At 63.0% G+C, this 15,338-nt stretch carries 17 protein-coding genes; 13 read left to right on the top strand and 4 right to left on the bottom strand.

All coding sequences use genetic code 11. From position 1 onward, the window contains the following. Positions 1-50: 50 nt before the first annotated feature. From N6L27_RS16730 to N6L27_RS16700, 7 genes are all read left to right on the top strand, one after another. Positions 51-1,112: a peptidoglycan-binding domain-containing protein gene (locus N6L27_RS16730; protein WP_271908472.1), complete on the top strand. Its 1,062-nt coding sequence runs from the start codon at positions 51-53 to the stop codon at positions 1,110-1,112. 201 nt (positions 1,113-1,313) lie between these two features. Next, positions 1,314-2,003: an imm11 family protein gene (locus tag N6L27_RS16725; RefSeq protein ID WP_271908470.1), complete on the top strand. Its 690-nt coding sequence runs from the start codon at positions 1,314-1,316 to the stop codon at positions 2,001-2,003. 300 nt (positions 2,004-2,303) lie between these two features. Beyond that, a complete protein-coding gene (ettA, locus tag N6L27_RS16720) occupies positions 2,304-3,971 on the top strand; it encodes an energy-dependent translational throttle protein EttA (protein ID WP_271908469.1) in 1,668 nt (555 codons plus the stop codon). Next, the gene (locus N6L27_RS16715) at positions 3,968-4,408 is read left to right on the top strand and encodes a hypothetical protein (protein ID WP_271908468.1); all 441 of its coding nucleotides are present in this window, start codon (positions 3,968-3,970) and stop codon (positions 4,406-4,408) included. Before ettA ends, N6L27_RS16715 begins: the two co-directional genes overlap by 4 nt. A gap of 315 nt (positions 4,409-4,723) precedes the next feature. Then, positions 4,724-5,098 carry an eCIS core domain-containing protein gene (locus N6L27_RS16710; RefSeq protein WP_271908467.1) on the top strand — a complete coding sequence of 125 codons (375 nt, stop codon included), beginning with the start codon at positions 4,724-4,726 and terminating at the stop codon, positions 5,096-5,098. Positions 5,099-5,233: 135 nt separating this feature from the next. Further along, positions 5,234-5,452 carry a hypothetical protein gene (locus N6L27_RS16705; protein WP_271908466.1) on the top strand — a complete coding sequence of 73 codons (219 nt, stop codon included), beginning with the start codon at positions 5,234-5,236 and terminating at the stop codon, positions 5,450-5,452. A gap of 152 nt (positions 5,453-5,604) precedes the next feature. Further along, a complete protein-coding gene (locus N6L27_RS16700; protein WP_271908464.1) occupies positions 5,605-5,850 on the top strand; it encodes a hypothetical protein in 246 nt (81 codons plus the stop codon). 36 nt (positions 5,851-5,886) lie between these two features. Here N6L27_RS16700 and trxC read toward each other — a convergent pair whose 3' ends face one another. Both trxC and N6L27_RS16690 read right to left on the bottom strand, forming a co-directional pair. Further along, on the bottom strand, positions 5,887-6,312 hold the full coding sequence (gene trxC / locus N6L27_RS16695; protein ID WP_271908462.1) for a thioredoxin TrxC: 426 nt from the start codon (positions 6,310-6,312) through the stop codon (positions 5,887-5,889). A gap of 81 nt (positions 6,313-6,393) precedes the next feature. Further along, positions 6,394-7,626, bottom strand: a complete 1,233-nt coding sequence (locus N6L27_RS16690) for a hypothetical protein (RefSeq protein WP_271908461.1) — start codon at positions 7,624-7,626, stop codon at positions 6,394-6,396. 191 nt (positions 7,627-7,817) lie between these two features. On the opposite strand from N6L27_RS16690, the gene N6L27_RS16685 reads away from it, so the two are divergent. After that, on the top strand, positions 7,818-8,378 hold the full coding sequence (locus tag N6L27_RS16685) for a L,D-transpeptidase (RefSeq protein ID WP_271908460.1): 561 nt from the start codon (positions 7,818-7,820) through the stop codon (positions 8,376-8,378). Between the two features lie 230 nt (positions 8,379-8,608). Continuing rightward, positions 8,609-8,818 carry a cold-shock protein gene (locus N6L27_RS16680; RefSeq protein ID WP_008557431.1) on the top strand — a complete coding sequence of 70 codons (210 nt, stop codon included), beginning with the start codon at positions 8,609-8,611 and terminating at the stop codon, positions 8,816-8,818. A 52-nt stretch (positions 8,819-8,870) separates the two neighbouring features. Here N6L27_RS16680 and N6L27_RS16675 read toward each other — a convergent pair whose 3' ends face one another. Continuing rightward, a complete protein-coding gene (locus tag N6L27_RS16675) occupies positions 8,871-9,512 on the bottom strand; it encodes an arylesterase (protein ID WP_271908459.1) in 642 nt (213 codons plus the stop codon). Positions 9,513-9,560: 48 nt separating this feature from the next. Between N6L27_RS16675 and N6L27_RS16670 the strand changes: the two genes are divergently transcribed. Both N6L27_RS16670 and N6L27_RS16665 read left to right on the top strand, forming a co-directional pair. Beyond that, positions 9,561-10,265: an ABC transporter ATP-binding protein gene (locus tag N6L27_RS16670; RefSeq protein WP_271908458.1), complete on the top strand. Its 705-nt coding sequence runs from the start codon at positions 9,561-9,563 to the stop codon at positions 10,263-10,265. Next, positions 10,262-12,787: an ABC transporter permease gene (locus tag N6L27_RS16665; RefSeq protein ID WP_271908457.1), complete on the top strand. Its 2,526-nt coding sequence runs from the start codon at positions 10,262-10,264 to the stop codon at positions 12,785-12,787. The genes N6L27_RS16670 and N6L27_RS16665 overlap by 4 nt, the downstream gene beginning before the upstream one ends. A gap of 24 nt (positions 12,788-12,811) precedes the next feature. On the opposite strand, the gene N6L27_RS16660 is transcribed toward N6L27_RS16665, so the two are convergent. Continuing rightward, positions 12,812-13,261: an RrF2 family transcriptional regulator gene (locus N6L27_RS16660; protein ID WP_019297740.1), complete on the bottom strand. Its 450-nt coding sequence runs from the start codon at positions 13,259-13,261 to the stop codon at positions 12,812-12,814. A 100-nt stretch (positions 13,262-13,361) separates the two neighbouring features. Between N6L27_RS16660 and N6L27_RS16655 the strand changes: the two genes are divergently transcribed. Both N6L27_RS16655 and N6L27_RS16650 read left to right on the top strand, forming a co-directional pair. Then, complete coding sequence (locus tag N6L27_RS16655) at positions 13,362-13,934, top strand: gamma-glutamylcyclotransferase family protein (RefSeq protein WP_271908456.1); 573 nt, start codon at positions 13,362-13,364, stop codon at positions 13,932-13,934. Continuing rightward, entirely contained in the window at positions 13,931-15,124 is a 1,194-nt protein-coding gene (locus tag N6L27_RS16650; RefSeq protein ID WP_271908454.1) for a DUF2254 domain-containing protein, read from the top strand. The genes N6L27_RS16655 and N6L27_RS16650 overlap by 4 nt, the downstream gene beginning before the upstream one ends. The last annotated feature ends 214 nt before the right edge of the window (positions 15,125-15,338 follow it).

The raw sequence follows: 15,338 nt of genomic DNA, 5'->3' as shown, positions 1-15,338 counted from the left end.
ATTGCGCGGGCAGAGTTTCCGGCCCGCTGGTTCCAATTTGCGAGTTTACCATGGCTGCCAAGCTTTCCGCCTCCGTCGGGCGCAAGGGCAAGAACCTGCCCGAAGACGTCAAAACCGTTCAACAACTGCTGAATGCCTTTGCCGGCCAGTCCGGGATCAAGAAGGTCAAGACCGACGGCACCCCGACGCCGGTGCTGGAAAAGATGATCGGCCAGTTCCAGCAGGAGATCTGCGGCTTCAAGCCCGACTGCCGCATCGACCCCGGCAAGACCACCATCAAGAAACTGAACGCAGGCCCCGGCAAGGCCAAGGCTGAGAAGAAGGCCAAGGAAAAGCAGGACGAAAAGGCCAAGGAGGACGCCAAGGCCAAGGCGGTGAAGGCCGCCAAGGACGCGGTGATGAAGGAGGCCAAGGCCAAATCCCTGGACCAGGGCGGCTGGGCCGCGCTGCTGGAGGAGATCGAGGACTATGCCACCTCGCTCTACGACAGCTATTTCGCCAAGGGCGAGGAAAAGGGCGAGGACCCCCAGAAAGCGGCAAAACAGGCGGCAGAGAAGGCCGCCAAGAAGGCGCAGAAGAAGGCCGCGGAAAACGTCATCAAGACCGTGGACACCGGCGGCCTGTGCAAGCCGGGCCGGCTCACAGGCAAGACGCAAGGGGTGAAGAAGAAAATCCTGGATGTGCTCTACGAGGTCTCCTCCCACTACGGCGAGACCATCCATGTGGTCTCCGGCCTGCGCGACAAAAAAGGCCAGGCCAGCGCCATGTACGGCGGCTGGAACAGCCACCTGAAGCGCGGCAAGATCTATTCCTACCTCAAGAGCAACGAGGAGCTGCGGCTGGAGCTGGACGGGTTTGTGCAGGCGGGGGACAAGAAGGGCTTCATTGCGTGCATGTTCAAAAAGGCCAACTGGAAATACATCTCCCGCCACCTGTCGGGCCAGGCGGTGGATGTGACCACCCGCACCGATCCCAAGATCATCAGCGCGCTGTCCACCTGCCTGCGTTACCTGGCGGAACGCAACAGCGAAGGCATCAAGTGCCACCACTTCGACAACCGCAAACTGATCTACCCGGTGCCGGACAACATCAAGAAGAAGTGGAAGATGTGAGGGGAACCCTCTAAGTGGGGCGGGGGCAGCGCCTGTCCATCTTTACCCTAGATAATCCTGCGGCTTGATGGGCCGGCAGGCGCAGCCTGCGCTGCCCTCGGGACGGTATTAGATCGGACCTTGCTATCCCCGGCGGATCGGGGTCTTGTTCGCTCATTTACGTCGCTGCCTGCATCAGCCAGCGGCTTTTGGAGAACAGGAATGAAGTGTTTTTTGATCGAGATGGACTTCGAGCCGGAAATGCCGATGTTCTACAATTGGTCTCGGAGCACCTCGCGGGAAGGCGTGTTTCGGTTGCCATTTCCATGGGACGAATGGGTGCCAGAGCGGGACATCAGATTCGAAACTGGCGGAGTGCACTCTTACGGTACGATCCTGAAGGGCGGCCGCCTAACAGAGACGACCAAACAGGAACTGGCTAAACTGTACTGTGTTGTGAAGTCTCAGTCCGGGGCCGCTCGTGAAACGATCGACGGCTTTTCGGTGAACATGGACAAAACTCCATTGGTGAACAGCCGTCTGAAATCAGCGCTAGAAGACAGTTTCGCCGGAACTTTCGAATTTGCAGCGGTCGAGCAAGTTTGGAACGAAGTCCATGACAGCCCCCTGCCGGGTGGTCCCTATTACATGGCGAATCTCTTGAAGCGCCTTGACGGATGGGACAAAGAAAGATCGGTCATCTACTCGATGACGCGCAAGGACGGCACAACTTACAACACGACGAACACCTCGAAAAGCGCACTTCTGGAAAGCGCGCTGGAGAACGCGTCTATCTGGCGGGACTCGGTCACAAGAGACGTTCTGTGCACAGAAACCTTCCGTGACTTTGTAACCGAAGTTGGCTGTGCAGGATGGTCGTTCAGAGAAGTTTCCGTGACCTCGGACAAGTAACTAAATTTTGCCCGGGTGCAACACGGGCACAACACAAGGCCCGGGCCTGACCTTGGGAAGGCGCGAAGGCGCCTGACCGGGGGGAAGGTCAGGCGCGGGCCGTGCCGCTCCGCGCCACGTCCCAAGGGACATCTTGCATCCGTTCTGAACCCACGCAAACGGCCCCCCCCGGTGCACAGGGGGTGTACAGGGGGTGCACGCCTGGCACCCCCTTGCGCAGGCCTGCTTCCCGCATTGCCCCGCCGCCGCCCATCCGCTATCACTCCCGCCAGCGAATTTCCCCCTTAACGGAGCGAGCACATGGCCTCCTACCAGTACGTCTACCACATGCAGGGTGTCTCCAAGACCTACCCGGGTGGCAAGAAATGCTTTGAAAACATCCACCTCTCCTTCCTGCCCGGCGTGAAGATCGGTGTGGTCGGCGTCAACGGCGCCGGTAAGTCCACGCTGATGAAGATCATGGCCGGCCTCGACAAGGATTTCACCGGCGAGGCCTGGGCGGCTGAGGGCGCCAAGGTCGGCTACCTGCCGCAGGAGCCGCAGCTGGATGAGAGCCTGAGCGTGCGTGAAAACGTCATGCTGGGCGTCAAGGAGAAGAAGGAGAAGGTCGACCGCTTCAACCAGATCGCGGTGGAAATGGCCGAGAACTACACCGATGAGCTGATGGCCGAGATGACCGAGCTGCAGGACGCCATTGATGCGGAAAACCTGTGGGATCTGGACAGCCAGGTCGACGTGTCGATGGAAGCGCTGCGCTGCCCTCCGGATGATGCGCCGATCAAGGATCTGTCGGGCGGTGAACGCCGCCGCGTCGCTCTGTGCAAGCTGCTCTTGGAAGCGCCCGACATGCTGCTCCTCGACGAACCGACGAACCACCTGGACGCCGAGACCATCGCCTGGCTGCAGCAGCACCTGATCGACTACAAGGGCACCATCCTCTGTGTGACCCACGACCGTTACTTCCTGGATGACATCACCGGCTGGATCCTGGAGCTCGACCGCGGCCGCGGCATTCCCTACGAAGGCAACTACTCCGCCTGGCTGGAGCAGAAGGCCAAGCGCCTGGCGCAGGAAGCCCGCGAGGACAAGGCCAAGCAGAAGACGCTGGAGCGCGAGCTGGAATGGATGCAGCAGGGCCAGAAAGCCCGTCAGGCCAAGTCCAAGGCGCGTATTGCCGCCTATAACGAGATGGCCAGCCAGTCCGAACGCGAGAAGGTTGGCCGCGCCCAGATCGTCATTCCGAACGGCCCGCGCCTCGGCTCCAAGGTGATCGAAGTCTCTGGCCTCGCCAAACACTTTGGCGACAAGCAGCTGATCGAGGGCCTGGAGTTCTCGCTGCCGCCGGGCGGCATTGTCGGCGTGATCGGGCCCAACGGCGCTGGTAAATCGACCCTGTTCAAGATGCTGACCGGCCAGGAGCAGCCCGATTCCGGCACCGTGGAATACGGCGACACGGTGAAGCTCAGCTATGTCGACCAGTCTCGCGATGATCTGAAGGATAATGAAACCGTCTGGGAAGCGATTTCCGGCGGCGCCGAGATCATCGAGCTGGGCGACGCGCAGGTCAATTCCCGCGCCTATTGCTCCTCGTTCAACTTCAAGGGCGGCGACCAGCAGAAACCGCTGAGCCTGCTGTCCGGCGGTGAGCGCAACCGCGTGCACATGGCGCGTCTGCTGAAAGAGGGCGGCAACGTGCTCTTGCTCGACGAACCGACCAACGATCTGGACGTGGAAACCCTGCGGGCGCTGGAAGACGCTCTGGTCGATTTCGCCGGCTGCGCCGTGGTGATCTCGCACGACCGTTTCTTCCTCGACCGGATCTGCACCCACATCCTGGCCTTTGAGGGCGATGCGCATGTGGAGTGGTTCGAGGGCAACTTCGAGGACTACGAGGAGGACAAGAAGCGCCGCCTGGGTCCCGACGCGCTGGAGCCCAAGCGGTTGAAGCACAAGAAGTTTGTGCGGTGACCCTGCGAAAGTCCTGGCTTATGGGGGCGGCTTTAGCGGCCGCCCTCCCCCTTCACGCGGAAGAGGTGCGTCTGAAGTCTGGTGTCCGCGCTGATCTTTCGAGTGCCGCTCTGGTAACGGCGCCTGAAAAGTTCGGCGGGATTGCAGCAGGTAACACTCTGGAACTGACATACACAGTATCAGGCAGCGGCTATTCATTGCGGCAAGACGCTCAATCCCTCTGCCGGGTTAATTGGTCCAAGCATTTCAATTCTACTAAAGCCAAACTGACAGCCACTCAGCTCAATTCCGGTATCCGGCTGATTGACACCAATGCTCCGCTTGTTGCCGTCAAAGTCACCTTTCAAAAAGCACCAGCATCCGGAAGCCATTTCGCAGTCGGCGTTTCTCAGTGGATGGATATGCGCGGACTGAACAAATGCCGGCTACAAAGCTGACCCCTGCACCGGAGAGCAGATAGGCGGCTTTTTCGGCATCGATCAATTCAGGTCAGATGCCCTCGAATTCGGCGCAGGACATGCGGCAGGCGCTTCACCTCCCTGCAGGTGCTGAACACCAGGACAGCGGCTGCCTGGGCGGGCCCGGGCGGTTTGGGGCATGCAGCGCAAATTCGCTTCTGAACCGTTTAACTGATCCGTTGCGGACGACATTGTCCCGCTCTCTCCGTTTCGCCTTTTCCCCGCTCTGCGCTATCATCCCCTCAGGCACCCGACGTGCCTTGTATTGATTGAAGCATTGCAAAGGATCTGCCCATGCCCCTGAAACCGGAAGACGTGAAGGCGCAGGTCGAGGCGCTGAATGGCAAGAAGGCCAAGCGCAAGCGGCTGAAGAGCGAACCGGAAGGCACCAAAGGCCGGAAGCTGCCCGGCGATGTGCGCAAGGGGCTGGAGGCGCACTTCTCCAAAGCGAAGCTCGCCAAGGTGCAGGTACATTCGGGCGGCAACGCCAAGGATGTCTGCAAGGAGCTGAAGGCCAAGGCGTTCACCTATGGCAACGACATCTACTTCATGAAACCGGGCGACGCCAAGAACCCGGAACTGCTGGTGCATGAGCTGGCGCATGTGCTGCAGCAGGGCAAGGGGCGGATGCCCAAGGCCAAGGACGGGGTGGCGCTGACCTCAAAATAGTGCCCGCGTTCCAATTATTTAGACCGGATTGTAAGCACCACCGGAATCTTAACGCTTTGATAACCTTCTTGGCCGGATGATGGGCGCGGGAACAGCCGGGTATTGGGGCCCTGCTGCACGGATGAAGGGGGCGTCATGGCCTGGGCAGGTATTATTCTGGGTATGGTTGCAGGCCTGTGTGCCGCAGTGATGGGCTATGCCTTCGCCGGGCTGCCCTGGTGGGCCTGCCTTCTGATTTACCCGGTGGCAGGCACCGCGGTGGCTCTCCTGGCAACTGCCCTGCTCTATTGGCTCAGCGAGGCTGCGGGACCCGGCAGCGGGGTGACCCCCGGCGGTCAGCTGGCTGCCGCCTGAATCGGGCGGCACCGCCTCCGCAGAAGCGGCCCGATGAACTACCTCTGACTTAACGGCCCGCGCGCAAATCACCTCAGGGTATCAATTGCAGAGTTGCCGGCCTGTACGCATGCCCTATCTTTTGCAGGTGGGGACTTGAGGGGAAGGGCTGTATGGCCTGGTTCAGCGCATTGTTCGGGGTATTGGGCGGCCTGGTGCTGGCCGTGGCCGCCGGTGCGGCAGGCGGCTGGCCGGTGTGGCTGATTGTGCTCCTGTACCCCTTTGCCGCCGCTTTTCTGATGCTGGGGATGCTTGCCCTGCAGCTGTGGCGCAGCGGCGGTTCCGGCAGCCAGGGGAACAGCACCGGCAAACGCAGCGGCCCCGGGGCCAAGCATGAACGGCGGCTGGATCAATCCTGATATCCGGCCCATTTCCAGCAAAGGCCGGCTGCGGTTTCAGCTGCGCAGCCAGCTGACGATCTGCCCTGACCGCAGTGCACCGGCCTGGCGTTTCTTTTCCTTGCCGCGCTCAAAGGCGATCAGCGCCGGGATGCCGCGGATGCGGTAGCGGGCACCGGTTGACTGATGATCCTGGGTATTGAGCTTTACCAGCCGCGCGCTGCCTGCAAGGGCTTTGGCAGCCTTGGCATATTCCGGCGCCATCATTCTGCAAGGGCCGCACCAGGGCGCCCAGAAGTCCGCCACCAGCAGCACATCATCATGCTGCAGTGCCTTTTGCAGCGTGGCCGGATCCACGTCCACAGGCTTGGATGGCATCAGCGCCGCACCGCAGCTGCCGCATTTCGGTCCGCTGCCCAGCTTCTCCTCCGGCACCCGGTTGAGCTGGGCGCAGGTCAGGCAGGTCAATGTCTTGGTGCCCATGACGGCTCCTTCCGGCTGTGTCCTGCCCGGCAGATACCGCCGCACGCAGGGCGGCGGCAAGGGCAAGCCCGGCAGCAGCGGTCAGAAAGTCAGTTTGGCACCGATGATGATTGTATCCGAGCGGACCCCGGAATCCGCTACAACGGTCGGCAGGATCAGCGGCACGAAGCCATCGTTGTAGAGATACTCCACCCCCAGCTTCACATGTTCTGCAACTTCGACTTCGAGCCCGAAGATCACCTGATCCATCTTCTCCCACTCAGTGCCGTCGGCGCCCTGCACACCGCGGCTGGCCGCGAGCGACCAAGTGGCCGGCTTGCCGAACAGCTGTGACCGGTAGCGCCCCTGCAGCGTCAGCGCACGAACCCGGTGGCCGGTGGCAGGCCAGATATCCTCGGTCCGGGTGAATTCCGCCATCACGTCAAAATCGCGCCCGCTGAGGGTGGCGTTCAGATTCCAGGCGCCGTTCCAGCCACGGTCTATGCCCTGGCTGGGCGGATGGTGCGCAATGACGCTGTCATAGATGGTTCCACGCAGGTAGCCCGCGCCCAGCCGCACGCGCATGTCCTGCCCGGCGTCAAAGCTATGGGCGGCGTTGAAGGCAAAGTTATCCCAGCCGCCGTCATTGCCGGGGCTGCTGATCACCCGCAGGCCGCGATGGTTGCGGATCAGGGAGAACGCCAGTTCTGTCCGTTCTGTGACATAGCCCAGCTCAACCAGCGGGTCATCGACCTGAGACCAGAAATAGTGGTTGCTGTGACTATGGGTGAACGGCGCGTAGGTGGCGAAATTGCCGAAGTTCACGGTTTTCCGTCCCGCTGCCAGATAGAACGGCGACCGGCTCAGATCTCCCACCGCAACCCAGTATTTGCGCAGCTGGGTTTCATCCTGGCCGGGATATTCGATTTCGGTGTACTCGCCCTGCACAAAAGCCGTAACCATCGGAAGCGTCAGTGTCGCATTCAGCGAGATGTCGTTGATTACGTCGTAAGTATCGGAAAACCCGCTGGTATGCGTCGGCGGCAACCGTGACAGGATGGGAAACTTGCCTGGTGTGTTGGTTTCCTCGTGGATCACGGTGCCAAGGAAACGGCCGCCAAGGTACAGACGGTAAGGATCCAGCACACCGCTTTGACGGGCCCGCAGGGCAGTGGCGATCTTGTTTGCCACATCCTCCTGCCGGTCGAACATCCGTTCGGAGTAGCGCAGATTAGTGCCAAGGAAGCCCGTTCCGTCCTGAGCGACGGCAGCAAGCGGTGCCGACGCCAAAACAATCGCCGCCCCAAGGGCGCGCAGCAGAATAGAATACCCCATAACAAAAACTCCTGAAAAACCCGGTCCCTCTGCAGGGCTTTTCAGCACGCCTGACGGGAATGCCTGCCCTTGCTCACAAAGCTATCACGGTTTTGTGATCCGGCAAGGCTGTGGCGTTCTTGGCCCTCTTGACGCCTGTCCCCGCCGCTTTCAGACTGGTCAGGACAGTCCCATAGACCAGTGAGGGTTTCATGTTTTCCCGACGCAATTTCCTGGCCGCCACTGCTGCCACCGCTCTGCCGCTGCCTGCGCTGGCCCGCAAGAAGGATCCTGCACCCTTTGACCCCACACCGCAGGAGGTGCGCATCCGCAAGGATTTTGCCCCCGGCCAGATCCTGGTGCTGCCGCGGTCCTATTACCTCTACTTCGTGACCGACAAGCGCAAGGCGATGCGGTACGGGGTCGGCGTCGGCAGGGCGGGTCTGGAGTTTACCGGAAAGGCTGTGATCGAGCGCAAGAAGGAATGGCCGACCTGGCGTCCCACCGATGAGATGATCGAGCGTGACCCGCGGGCCTATGCCAAATTCGTCGACAATGAGTACATCCAGCCGGGCGGACCGGACAATCCGCTGGGGGCGCGGGCGCTGTATCTGTTCCAGAACGGCATCGACACCTATTTCCGCATTCACGGCACCAACCAGCCGCAGACCATCGGCCATTCGGTGTCAAACGGCTGCATCCGGATGCTGAACGAGCACGTGGTGGACCTGTACGCACGGGTGCCGCTGGGCACAGTCGTGACTGTGCTATAGCCGCACATGTTACAGTTCATTCGGCACTCTGCCGCCGAAATCTGGCCCGGAACCCCGCGTCACCGCGCATTTTTCTTGCGCTAAGGGGGATTCGTACCCAATCCTGTCACCGCAATGTTACGCAAATACGCTCACTGTCCCGATTACGGCACGGTGATGATCATCTGCAAACCTTGCCGGACTGCCGCATAAGCGGGCAGAGAACTGAGACGACTTAGGAGTACACGACGATGGCCACTGGCACCGTCAAATGGTTCAACACCACCAAAGGCTACGGCTTTATTGCACCCGAAGATGGCGGCAAGGACATTTTTGTCCATATTTCCGCAGTTGAGCGTTCCGGCCTGACCGGCCTGGCGGACAATCAGAAAGTGACCTATGAGCTGCGCGCGGGCCGCGACGGCCGCGAATCCGCAGTGGATATCGCGCTGGTCTCCTGATCCTCTGATCTGCACCGAGAGTTTCAGACAGCCCTGACGGCCGGGGCTGTTTTCACTGGCCTATTGCAGCCAACAGCTGCAGGGCAGCCGGGCCGATAGCGGCCACGTTCAGCGCAACGCCCCGGGCGTTGGGGTGGATGCCGTCGTCCTGAATAAAGCCCTGCGCCGCAGCCGGGTCGTTCCCCGCCGCTGCCGCAATGCCGGCAAAAGCGTCCGGGTGCAACACCGCGCCGTATTCCTCCGCAAGCTCCGGGTAGATTGCGTCGAATTCCTGCTTGTATTCCGGGCCATAGTTGCGCGGGGCCTTCATGCCGATCAGCAGAACTTCGATCCCCTTGGCCTGAGCTGTCTGCAGAATGCGTTCCAGATTTGCGTGCGCCTCCTGCGGGGCCAGCCCGCGCAGCATGTCGTTGCCGCCCAGCAGAACGATCAGCCCGTCGGGATCGTCCGACAACGTCCACTCGGCGCGCTCTGCCCCGCCGGCGGTGGTATCGCCGGAAACGCCGGCATTTTGCAGCATGACCTCAGCACCGTTTTCGTTCAGCCAGCGCTCCAGTTGCGGCACCAGCCCCTGGCCCTGCGGCAGCCCGTAGCCCTGCACCAGGCTGTCGCCAAGCGCTGTAATACGCAGCGGTTCCGCCCATGCGGCGCCCGTGAAAACCAGCAAACTCAGCAGTGCCAATGTCTTGCGCATCGCGGCAAACACTCCATATCCGTTAGGTGCATTCAACAGGCAGGCCCGATGACCGATCAAAACAGCCCCGTACTGCATCTCTTAGATGCGAGTTTGACCCTGAATAGCAATACCGGCCCGGTGGAGATTTTGCACGGCATCTCGCTGGACGTGCGGCCGGGGGAAACGCTGGGACTGGTGGGGCCGTCCGGGTCGGGTAAGTCATCCCTGCTGATGCTGATGGGCGGACTGGAGCAGGCGACCGGCGGCACGGTGAGCGCCCTGGGCCAGGACCTGACCGCGATGGATGAAGACGCGCTAGCGCGGTTCCGGCGCAACAACATGGGCGTGGTGTTCCAAAGCTTTCACCTGATCCCGACCATGACGGCGCTGGAAAATGTGGCAACGCCCTTGGAGCTGGCAGGCGTCAAGGATGCCTTTGGCCGCGCACAGGCGGAGCTGGAAGCGGTTGGCCTCGGCCACCGGGCGGGCCATTTTCCGGCGCAGATGTCGGGGGGCGAGCAGCAGCGGGTGGCGCTGGCGCGCGCCTTGGCGCCGCGGCCTGCAATCCTGCTGGCCGATGAGCCCACCGGCAACCTGGATGAGGCCAACGGGGCCGCGGTGATGGACCTGCTGTTTGGCTTGCGCGACCGTTATGGCGCGACGCTGGTGATGGTTACCCACGCGCCGGAACTGGCGGCGCGCTGCGACCGGGTGGTGCGGCTGCGCGACGGACGGGTGGATGACGCCGCGGCCCGCGAGGCTGCGGAATGAATGCTGCGGCCTTCCGCCTTGCCTGGCGTTTTGCCCTGCGCGAGCTGCGCGGCGGCCTGAAGGGGTTCCGCATTTTCCTGGCCTGCCTGGCGCTGGGGGTCGGGGTGATTGCCGCCATCGGCTCCATCCGTGCCTCCATCGAAACCGGGCTGGAGCGCGAGGGCGCCACCATCCTGGGCGGCGATGCGGAGCTGAACTTCACCTACCGGTTCGCCACTCAAGAAGAGCGCGCCTGGCTGGAACGGACAGCGCTGCGCCATTCCGAGATTGCCGAGTTCCGCTCCATGGCCACCGTGGGCGAAGAGCGCGGGCTGACCCAGGTGAAGGCGGTGGATGGCCTTTACCCCTTGAAGGGGGAGATGAAACTGGCGCCGGAGATGCCGCTGGACGCCGCGCTGGCGGGTGCGGACGGGTTGCCTGGCGGCGTGATGGACCGGGTGCTGGCGGACCGTTTGGGGCTGCAGCCGGGGGATATCTTCCGGCTGGGCACTCAGGATTTCCGCCTGATGGCGATGATCGCGCTGGAGCCGGATGCAGCCGCCTCAGGCTTTGAGCTGGGGCCGCGCACGATGGTGCGGACCGCGGACCTGGGAGGTTCCGGCCTGCTGGAACCCGGCACCCTGTTTGACACAAAGTACCGGATGGAATTGCCTGCGGGCAGTGATCTGGCCGCCCTGCAGGCAGAGGCCGAAGGGCTGTTTGAAACCACCGGCATGCGCTGGCGCGATGCACGGAACGGCGCGCCCGGGATCACCTCCTTTGTCGAGCGGCTGGGCGGGTTCCTGGTGCTGGTCGGCCTGTCCGGTCTGGCAGTGGGCGGGGTTGGCGTCTCTGCTGCAGTGCGCGCCTATCTGGCGACCAAGACCGCAACCATCGCGACCCTGCGCACGCTGGGGGCGGAGCGGCAGACAATCTTCCTCACCTATTTCCTGCAGATCGGAGCGCTGACGCTGGTGGGCGTGGGCATCGGGCTGGTGCTGGGCGGGCTGGGGCCCGTCCTGCTGGGGCCGCTGATTGCGGCGCAGCTGCCGTTCCCGGCGGTGTTTTCACTTTATCCCTCTGCCTTGGCAGAAGCCGCGGTCTACGGCGTGCTGACGGCCTTCATTTTTGCCCTGTGGCCGCTGGCCCGCGCTGAACGGATCCGCGCGGCCTCGCTGTTCCGGGATGCCTTTGCCAGCCGCACAAGGCTGCCCGCGCCGCGCTATCTGCTGGCAACCGGGGCGGCGCTGGCGGCGCTGGTCGGGCTGGCGGCCTGGTTCAGCGGCTCAGCCCAGCTGACGCTGTGGACCGCGGGCGGGCTGATGGGCGCGCTGATGGTGCTGCTGATTGCAGCGCTGGCAATCGGATTTCTGGCGCGCCGCGGCACCCGGGCGTCGCGCGGGCGCCCTGCCCTGCGTTGGGCGCTGTCGTCCATTGGCAGCGCCCGAGATGGCGCGGTGCCTGCGGTACTGGCGCTGGGGCTGGGCCTGACGGTGCTGGCCGCCATCGGCCAGATCGACGGCAACATGCGCCGGGCGATTGCCGGCAACCTGCCGGATGTTGCGCCGAGCTATTTCTTTGTCGATATCCAGCGCAGCCAGATGCCCGCCTTCCTCGAGCGGGTGGAGAACGATCCCTCCGTCACCCGGGTGGAAAACGCGCCAATGCTGCGCGGGGTGCTGACCCGGATCAACGGACAGCCTGCAACAGAGGTTGCGGGCGACCACTGGGTGGTGCGCGGCGACCGCGGCATCACCTATGCCGCCGCCCAGCCGGAGGCGACGGAGGTCACGGCGGGCAAATGGTGGACTGAGGATTATTCCGGCGATCCGCAGATCAGCTTTGCCGCCGAGGAGGCAGAGGAACTGGGGCTGAAGCTGGGCGATACACTGACGCTGAACATCCTGGGCCGCGATATCACGGGCACGATCACCAGCTTCCGCAACGTGGATTTCTCCACTGCGGGCATGGGATTTGTGATGGTGCTGAACGAGGCCGCACTGGCGGGCGCGCCGCATAGTTTCATCGCCACGGTCTATGCCGAGGAGCAGGCGGAGGCGGCCATCCTGCGCGATCTGGCGCGGGAGATGCCGAATATCACCGCGATCCGGATGCGCGACGCCATCGACCGTGTGTCGGACATCCTGAGGCAGCTGGCTGCGGCCACCGCCTATGGCGCGGCGGCGACGCTGTTGACCGGGTTCCTGGTGCTGCTTGGCACAGCGGCGGCGGGGGAGCCCGCGCGGCGGTATGAGGCGGCGCTCTTGAAAACGCTGGGGGCACCGCGCAGTCAGATCCTGGCAAGCTTTGCCCTGCGCTCTGCCCTCTTGGGTGCGGCTGCGGGAATGGTTGCGCTGGCGGCGGGCATTGCCGGGGCTTGGGCCATCAACGCTTATGTGTTCGAGACCAGCTATGCGGTGATCTGGCCGAACGCGCTGCTGGTGATTTCAGGCGGGGTGCTGACAACGCTGCTGGCAGGGCTGGCCTTTGCCCTGCGGCCGCTCGCAGCCAAGCCGACCCGCATTCTGCGCGCCCGGGAATAAGAAAGAGGACTGCGGCGGCCTGCCTTAGCGGGCGCCGCAGGAGACCGGTTGCAGGATCCGCATCAGATCGTGGTTGTCGCAAACCAGCGATTCCAGCGAGATATCGTCCAGCGAGGTGTAGAAGGCCTGAGCTGCATCCGCCAGTGCCACCTTGAGCCGGCAGGCCGAGGCCAGCGGGCAGGTGTTGTCCGCATCGGCAAAGCATTCCACCATCGGCAGGTTGCCCTCGACGTCGCGGAACACATCGCCGATTCGAATCTCTGCGGCGTTCTTGCCCAGGTTCATACCGCCATTGCGGCCGCGCTGTGTAGCAAGATAGCCCAGTTGGCTGAGCTGATTGATCACCTGTGCCAGGTGGTTTTCCGAGATATTACAGCACTCTGCAATCTCAGCCTTGGTCACCAGGCGGTCTTCATGCGCGGCGCAGTACATCAGCAGCCGCACGGCAATGTTGGTCCTTTTGGTAATGCGCATGGGGTGCTCCCGAAGCTAGATTGCATAGCTTATTGCACAAGCCGCCAAAAAGCGGTTTGACATACATCAATTGGCGGAAACGCGGCAGAAGGGCGAGGCAATGACAGCACCTTACTTTTTTGGTTATGGCAGCCTGGTGAACACTGCGACGCACAGCTATGGCGGTGCACGCCCTGCCAGATTGCAGGGCTGGCGGCGGGCCTGGGTGCACACCTCTCTGCGCGAGGTGGCGTTCCTGTCGGCGGTGCCCTGCGAAAACAGTGAAATCGACGGGCTGATAGCCGAGGTGCCGGGCGCCGACTGGGCGGCGCTGGATGAACGGGAATTTGCCTATGAGCGGCTGCCGGCCTCAGACCGCGTGCAGCACGGGCTGGCGGGAAGCCCTGAAATCTCTGTCTATGCGGTGACTGCGGAAAAGCAGAACGGTGTCAGCACACGGCACCCGGTTCTGATGAGCTATCTGGATGTTGTTCTGCAGGGCTACCTGCATGTGTTCGGCACAGAGGGCCTGCAGGGTTTCGTGGAAACCACCGACGGCTGGAACGCCCCCATTCTGGACGACCGCGCAGCACCGCGGTATCCGCGCCATCAGGTGATTTCCGCAGACGAGCGCAAAATCTTTGACGATCTGATCGACAGCACCGGCGCCCGCCGCATAGTCTGCAAGGCATGATCGAAAAGATACTGCTTCACTTGGGCCGGATTGCGCGGCAGCTCTGGTTCAGGGTTGTTCTGATTTCCCTCCTGTCCGTGCTGGCGCTGCTGCTGGCCCCGTTGGCGAAACCCTGGCTGCCGGACAATCTGAGTGAGGATTTCGGGCGTGAGGCGGTGTTGCCGGTACTGACAATCCTGGCGTCGGGCATGCTGGCGGTCACCACCTTCTCTCTGAACGTTATGGTCAGCGCTTACCGCACCGCCGCCTCGATGGCGACGCCACGGGTCTACCGGCTGCTCTTGGAGGACACCGTCACCCACCGGGTGCTGGCGACCTTCGTGAGCGGCTTCATCTATTCACTGAGCGCGGTCATCCTGTTCCGCGCCCGCTATTTCACCCCGGAAGGCGCACTGGTGGTGTTTGGCCTAACCGTCATCGTGGTGGTGCTGATCGTGGGGGCCATCCTCCGCTGGATCGATCACCTGTCGAGCCTCGGCAGCATGGATCACACCCTGCGGCTCATCGAGGACCGCACCCGCGCCAGCCTGCAGGCCCGGATGGATAAGCCCTGCCTCGGCGGGCTCTGCGCACGCGAGGAGGGCAAACCGGACGGCGCGGTGGATATCCCGGCGGCCAAGAGCGGCTTTGTCCGCTATGCGGGGCTGTCACGGCTGAATGAACTGGCGGAGGAGGCCGGCACCCAGATCACCCTGGCGCGGGCGCCGGGGCAATATATCCTGCGCGGCCAGCCGGTGGCCTGGGCCACGGAGGGGGACAATGACTTCTGCAAGGCGGCCTCTGCCGCGATCGACATCGGCGATGTGCGCAGCTTCGATCAGGACCCGTCCTTTGGCCTGACGCTGCTGGCAGAGACCGCGCAAAGGGCGCTGTCGCCCGGCGTCAACGATCCCGGCACTGCAGTGGAGGTGATGGGACGGCTGGAGCGGCTGCTCTGGGAAAACATGCCCGCGGATGAGACCAGCGAAACCCGCCAGGCGGAGTTTCCCAATGTCTGCATACCGCTTGTCACCGCCGGGCATCTGCTGCACTGCGCCTTTCCGCCGATTGCCCGCTGCGGCAGCGACTCCCCTTCGGTGATGCGCTGGATGGAGAAGTCGCTGGACGCGCTTGGCGGCCACCCGAACCCGGACATGGCGGAAGCCGCCAAAGAGATGTGCCAGGAAGTGCGGGACGGCCGCTGGGACTGACCTGCCAGTTATTCAGCCGGGTGGGCCTCCCGCCTGCTGCGGCACATGTGCCATGCGCCTCACAGTTGGGCATGGCAGTGCAACCCGGCGGGATGCACTGCCGCGCCGCAGCGCGGCGCGCGGCCCAACCGCTGCGGCGGCATCTTTGATGCAGCCCCTGCGGGCGGGAGCCTTCCGTACACAAAAAAAGACGGCACCCAGAGGCACCGCCTTT

The organism is Leisingera sp. SS27, from assembly GCF_028368855.1.
Classification (GTDB): domain Bacteria; phylum Pseudomonadota; class Alphaproteobacteria; order Rhodobacterales; family Rhodobacteraceae; genus Leisingera.
The sequence above is the reverse complement of the archived record's forward strand: the minus strand, read 5'-3'. Positions and strand labels throughout refer to the sequence as shown.

Coding starts and splice junctions, on each gene's coding strand:
- N6L27_RS16730 (WP_271908472.1), top strand. CDS start 51: ATGGCTGCCAAGCTTTCCGCCTCCGTCGGGCGCAAGGGCAAGAACCTG.
- N6L27_RS16725 (WP_271908470.1), top strand. CDS start 1,314: ATGAAGTGTTTTTTGATCGAGATGGACTTCGAGCCGGAAATGCCGATG.
- ettA (WP_271908469.1), top strand. CDS start 2,304: ATGGCCTCCTACCAGTACGTCTACCACATGCAGGGTGTCTCCAAGACC.
- N6L27_RS16710 (WP_271908467.1), top strand. CDS start 4,724: ATGCCCCTGAAACCGGAAGACGTGAAGGCGCAGGTCGAGGCGCTGAAT.
- N6L27_RS16705 (WP_271908466.1), top strand. CDS start 5,234: ATGGCCTGGGCAGGTATTATTCTGGGTATGGTTGCAGGCCTGTGTGCC.
- N6L27_RS16700 (WP_271908464.1), top strand. CDS start 5,605: ATGGCCTGGTTCAGCGCATTGTTCGGGGTATTGGGCGGCCTGGTGCTG.
- trxC (WP_271908462.1), bottom strand. CDS start 6,312: ATGGGCACCAAGACATTGACCTGCCTGACCTGCGCCCAGCTCAACCGG.
- N6L27_RS16690 (WP_271908461.1), bottom strand. CDS start 7,626: ATGGGGTATTCTATTCTGCTGCGCGCCCTTGGGGCGGCGATTGTTTTG.
- N6L27_RS16685 (WP_271908460.1), top strand. CDS start 7,818: ATGTTTTCCCGACGCAATTTCCTGGCCGCCACTGCTGCCACCGCTCTG.
- N6L27_RS16680 (WP_008557431.1), top strand. CDS start 8,609: ATGGCCACTGGCACCGTCAAATGGTTCAACACCACCAAAGGCTACGGC.
- N6L27_RS16675 (WP_271908459.1), bottom strand. CDS start 9,512: ATGCGCAAGACATTGGCACTGCTGAGTTTGCTGGTTTTCACGGGCGCC.
- N6L27_RS16670 (WP_271908458.1), top strand. CDS start 9,561: ATGACCGATCAAAACAGCCCCGTACTGCATCTCTTAGATGCGAGTTTG.
- N6L27_RS16665 (WP_271908457.1), top strand. CDS start 10,262: ATGAATGCTGCGGCCTTCCGCCTTGCCTGGCGTTTTGCCCTGCGCGAG.
- N6L27_RS16660 (WP_019297740.1), bottom strand. CDS start 13,261: ATGCGCATTACCAAAAGGACCAACATTGCCGTGCGGCTGCTGATGTAC.
- N6L27_RS16655 (WP_271908456.1), top strand. CDS start 13,362: ATGACAGCACCTTACTTTTTTGGTTATGGCAGCCTGGTGAACACTGCG.
- N6L27_RS16650 (WP_271908454.1), top strand. CDS start 13,931: ATGATCGAAAAGATACTGCTTCACTTGGGCCGGATTGCGCGGCAGCTC.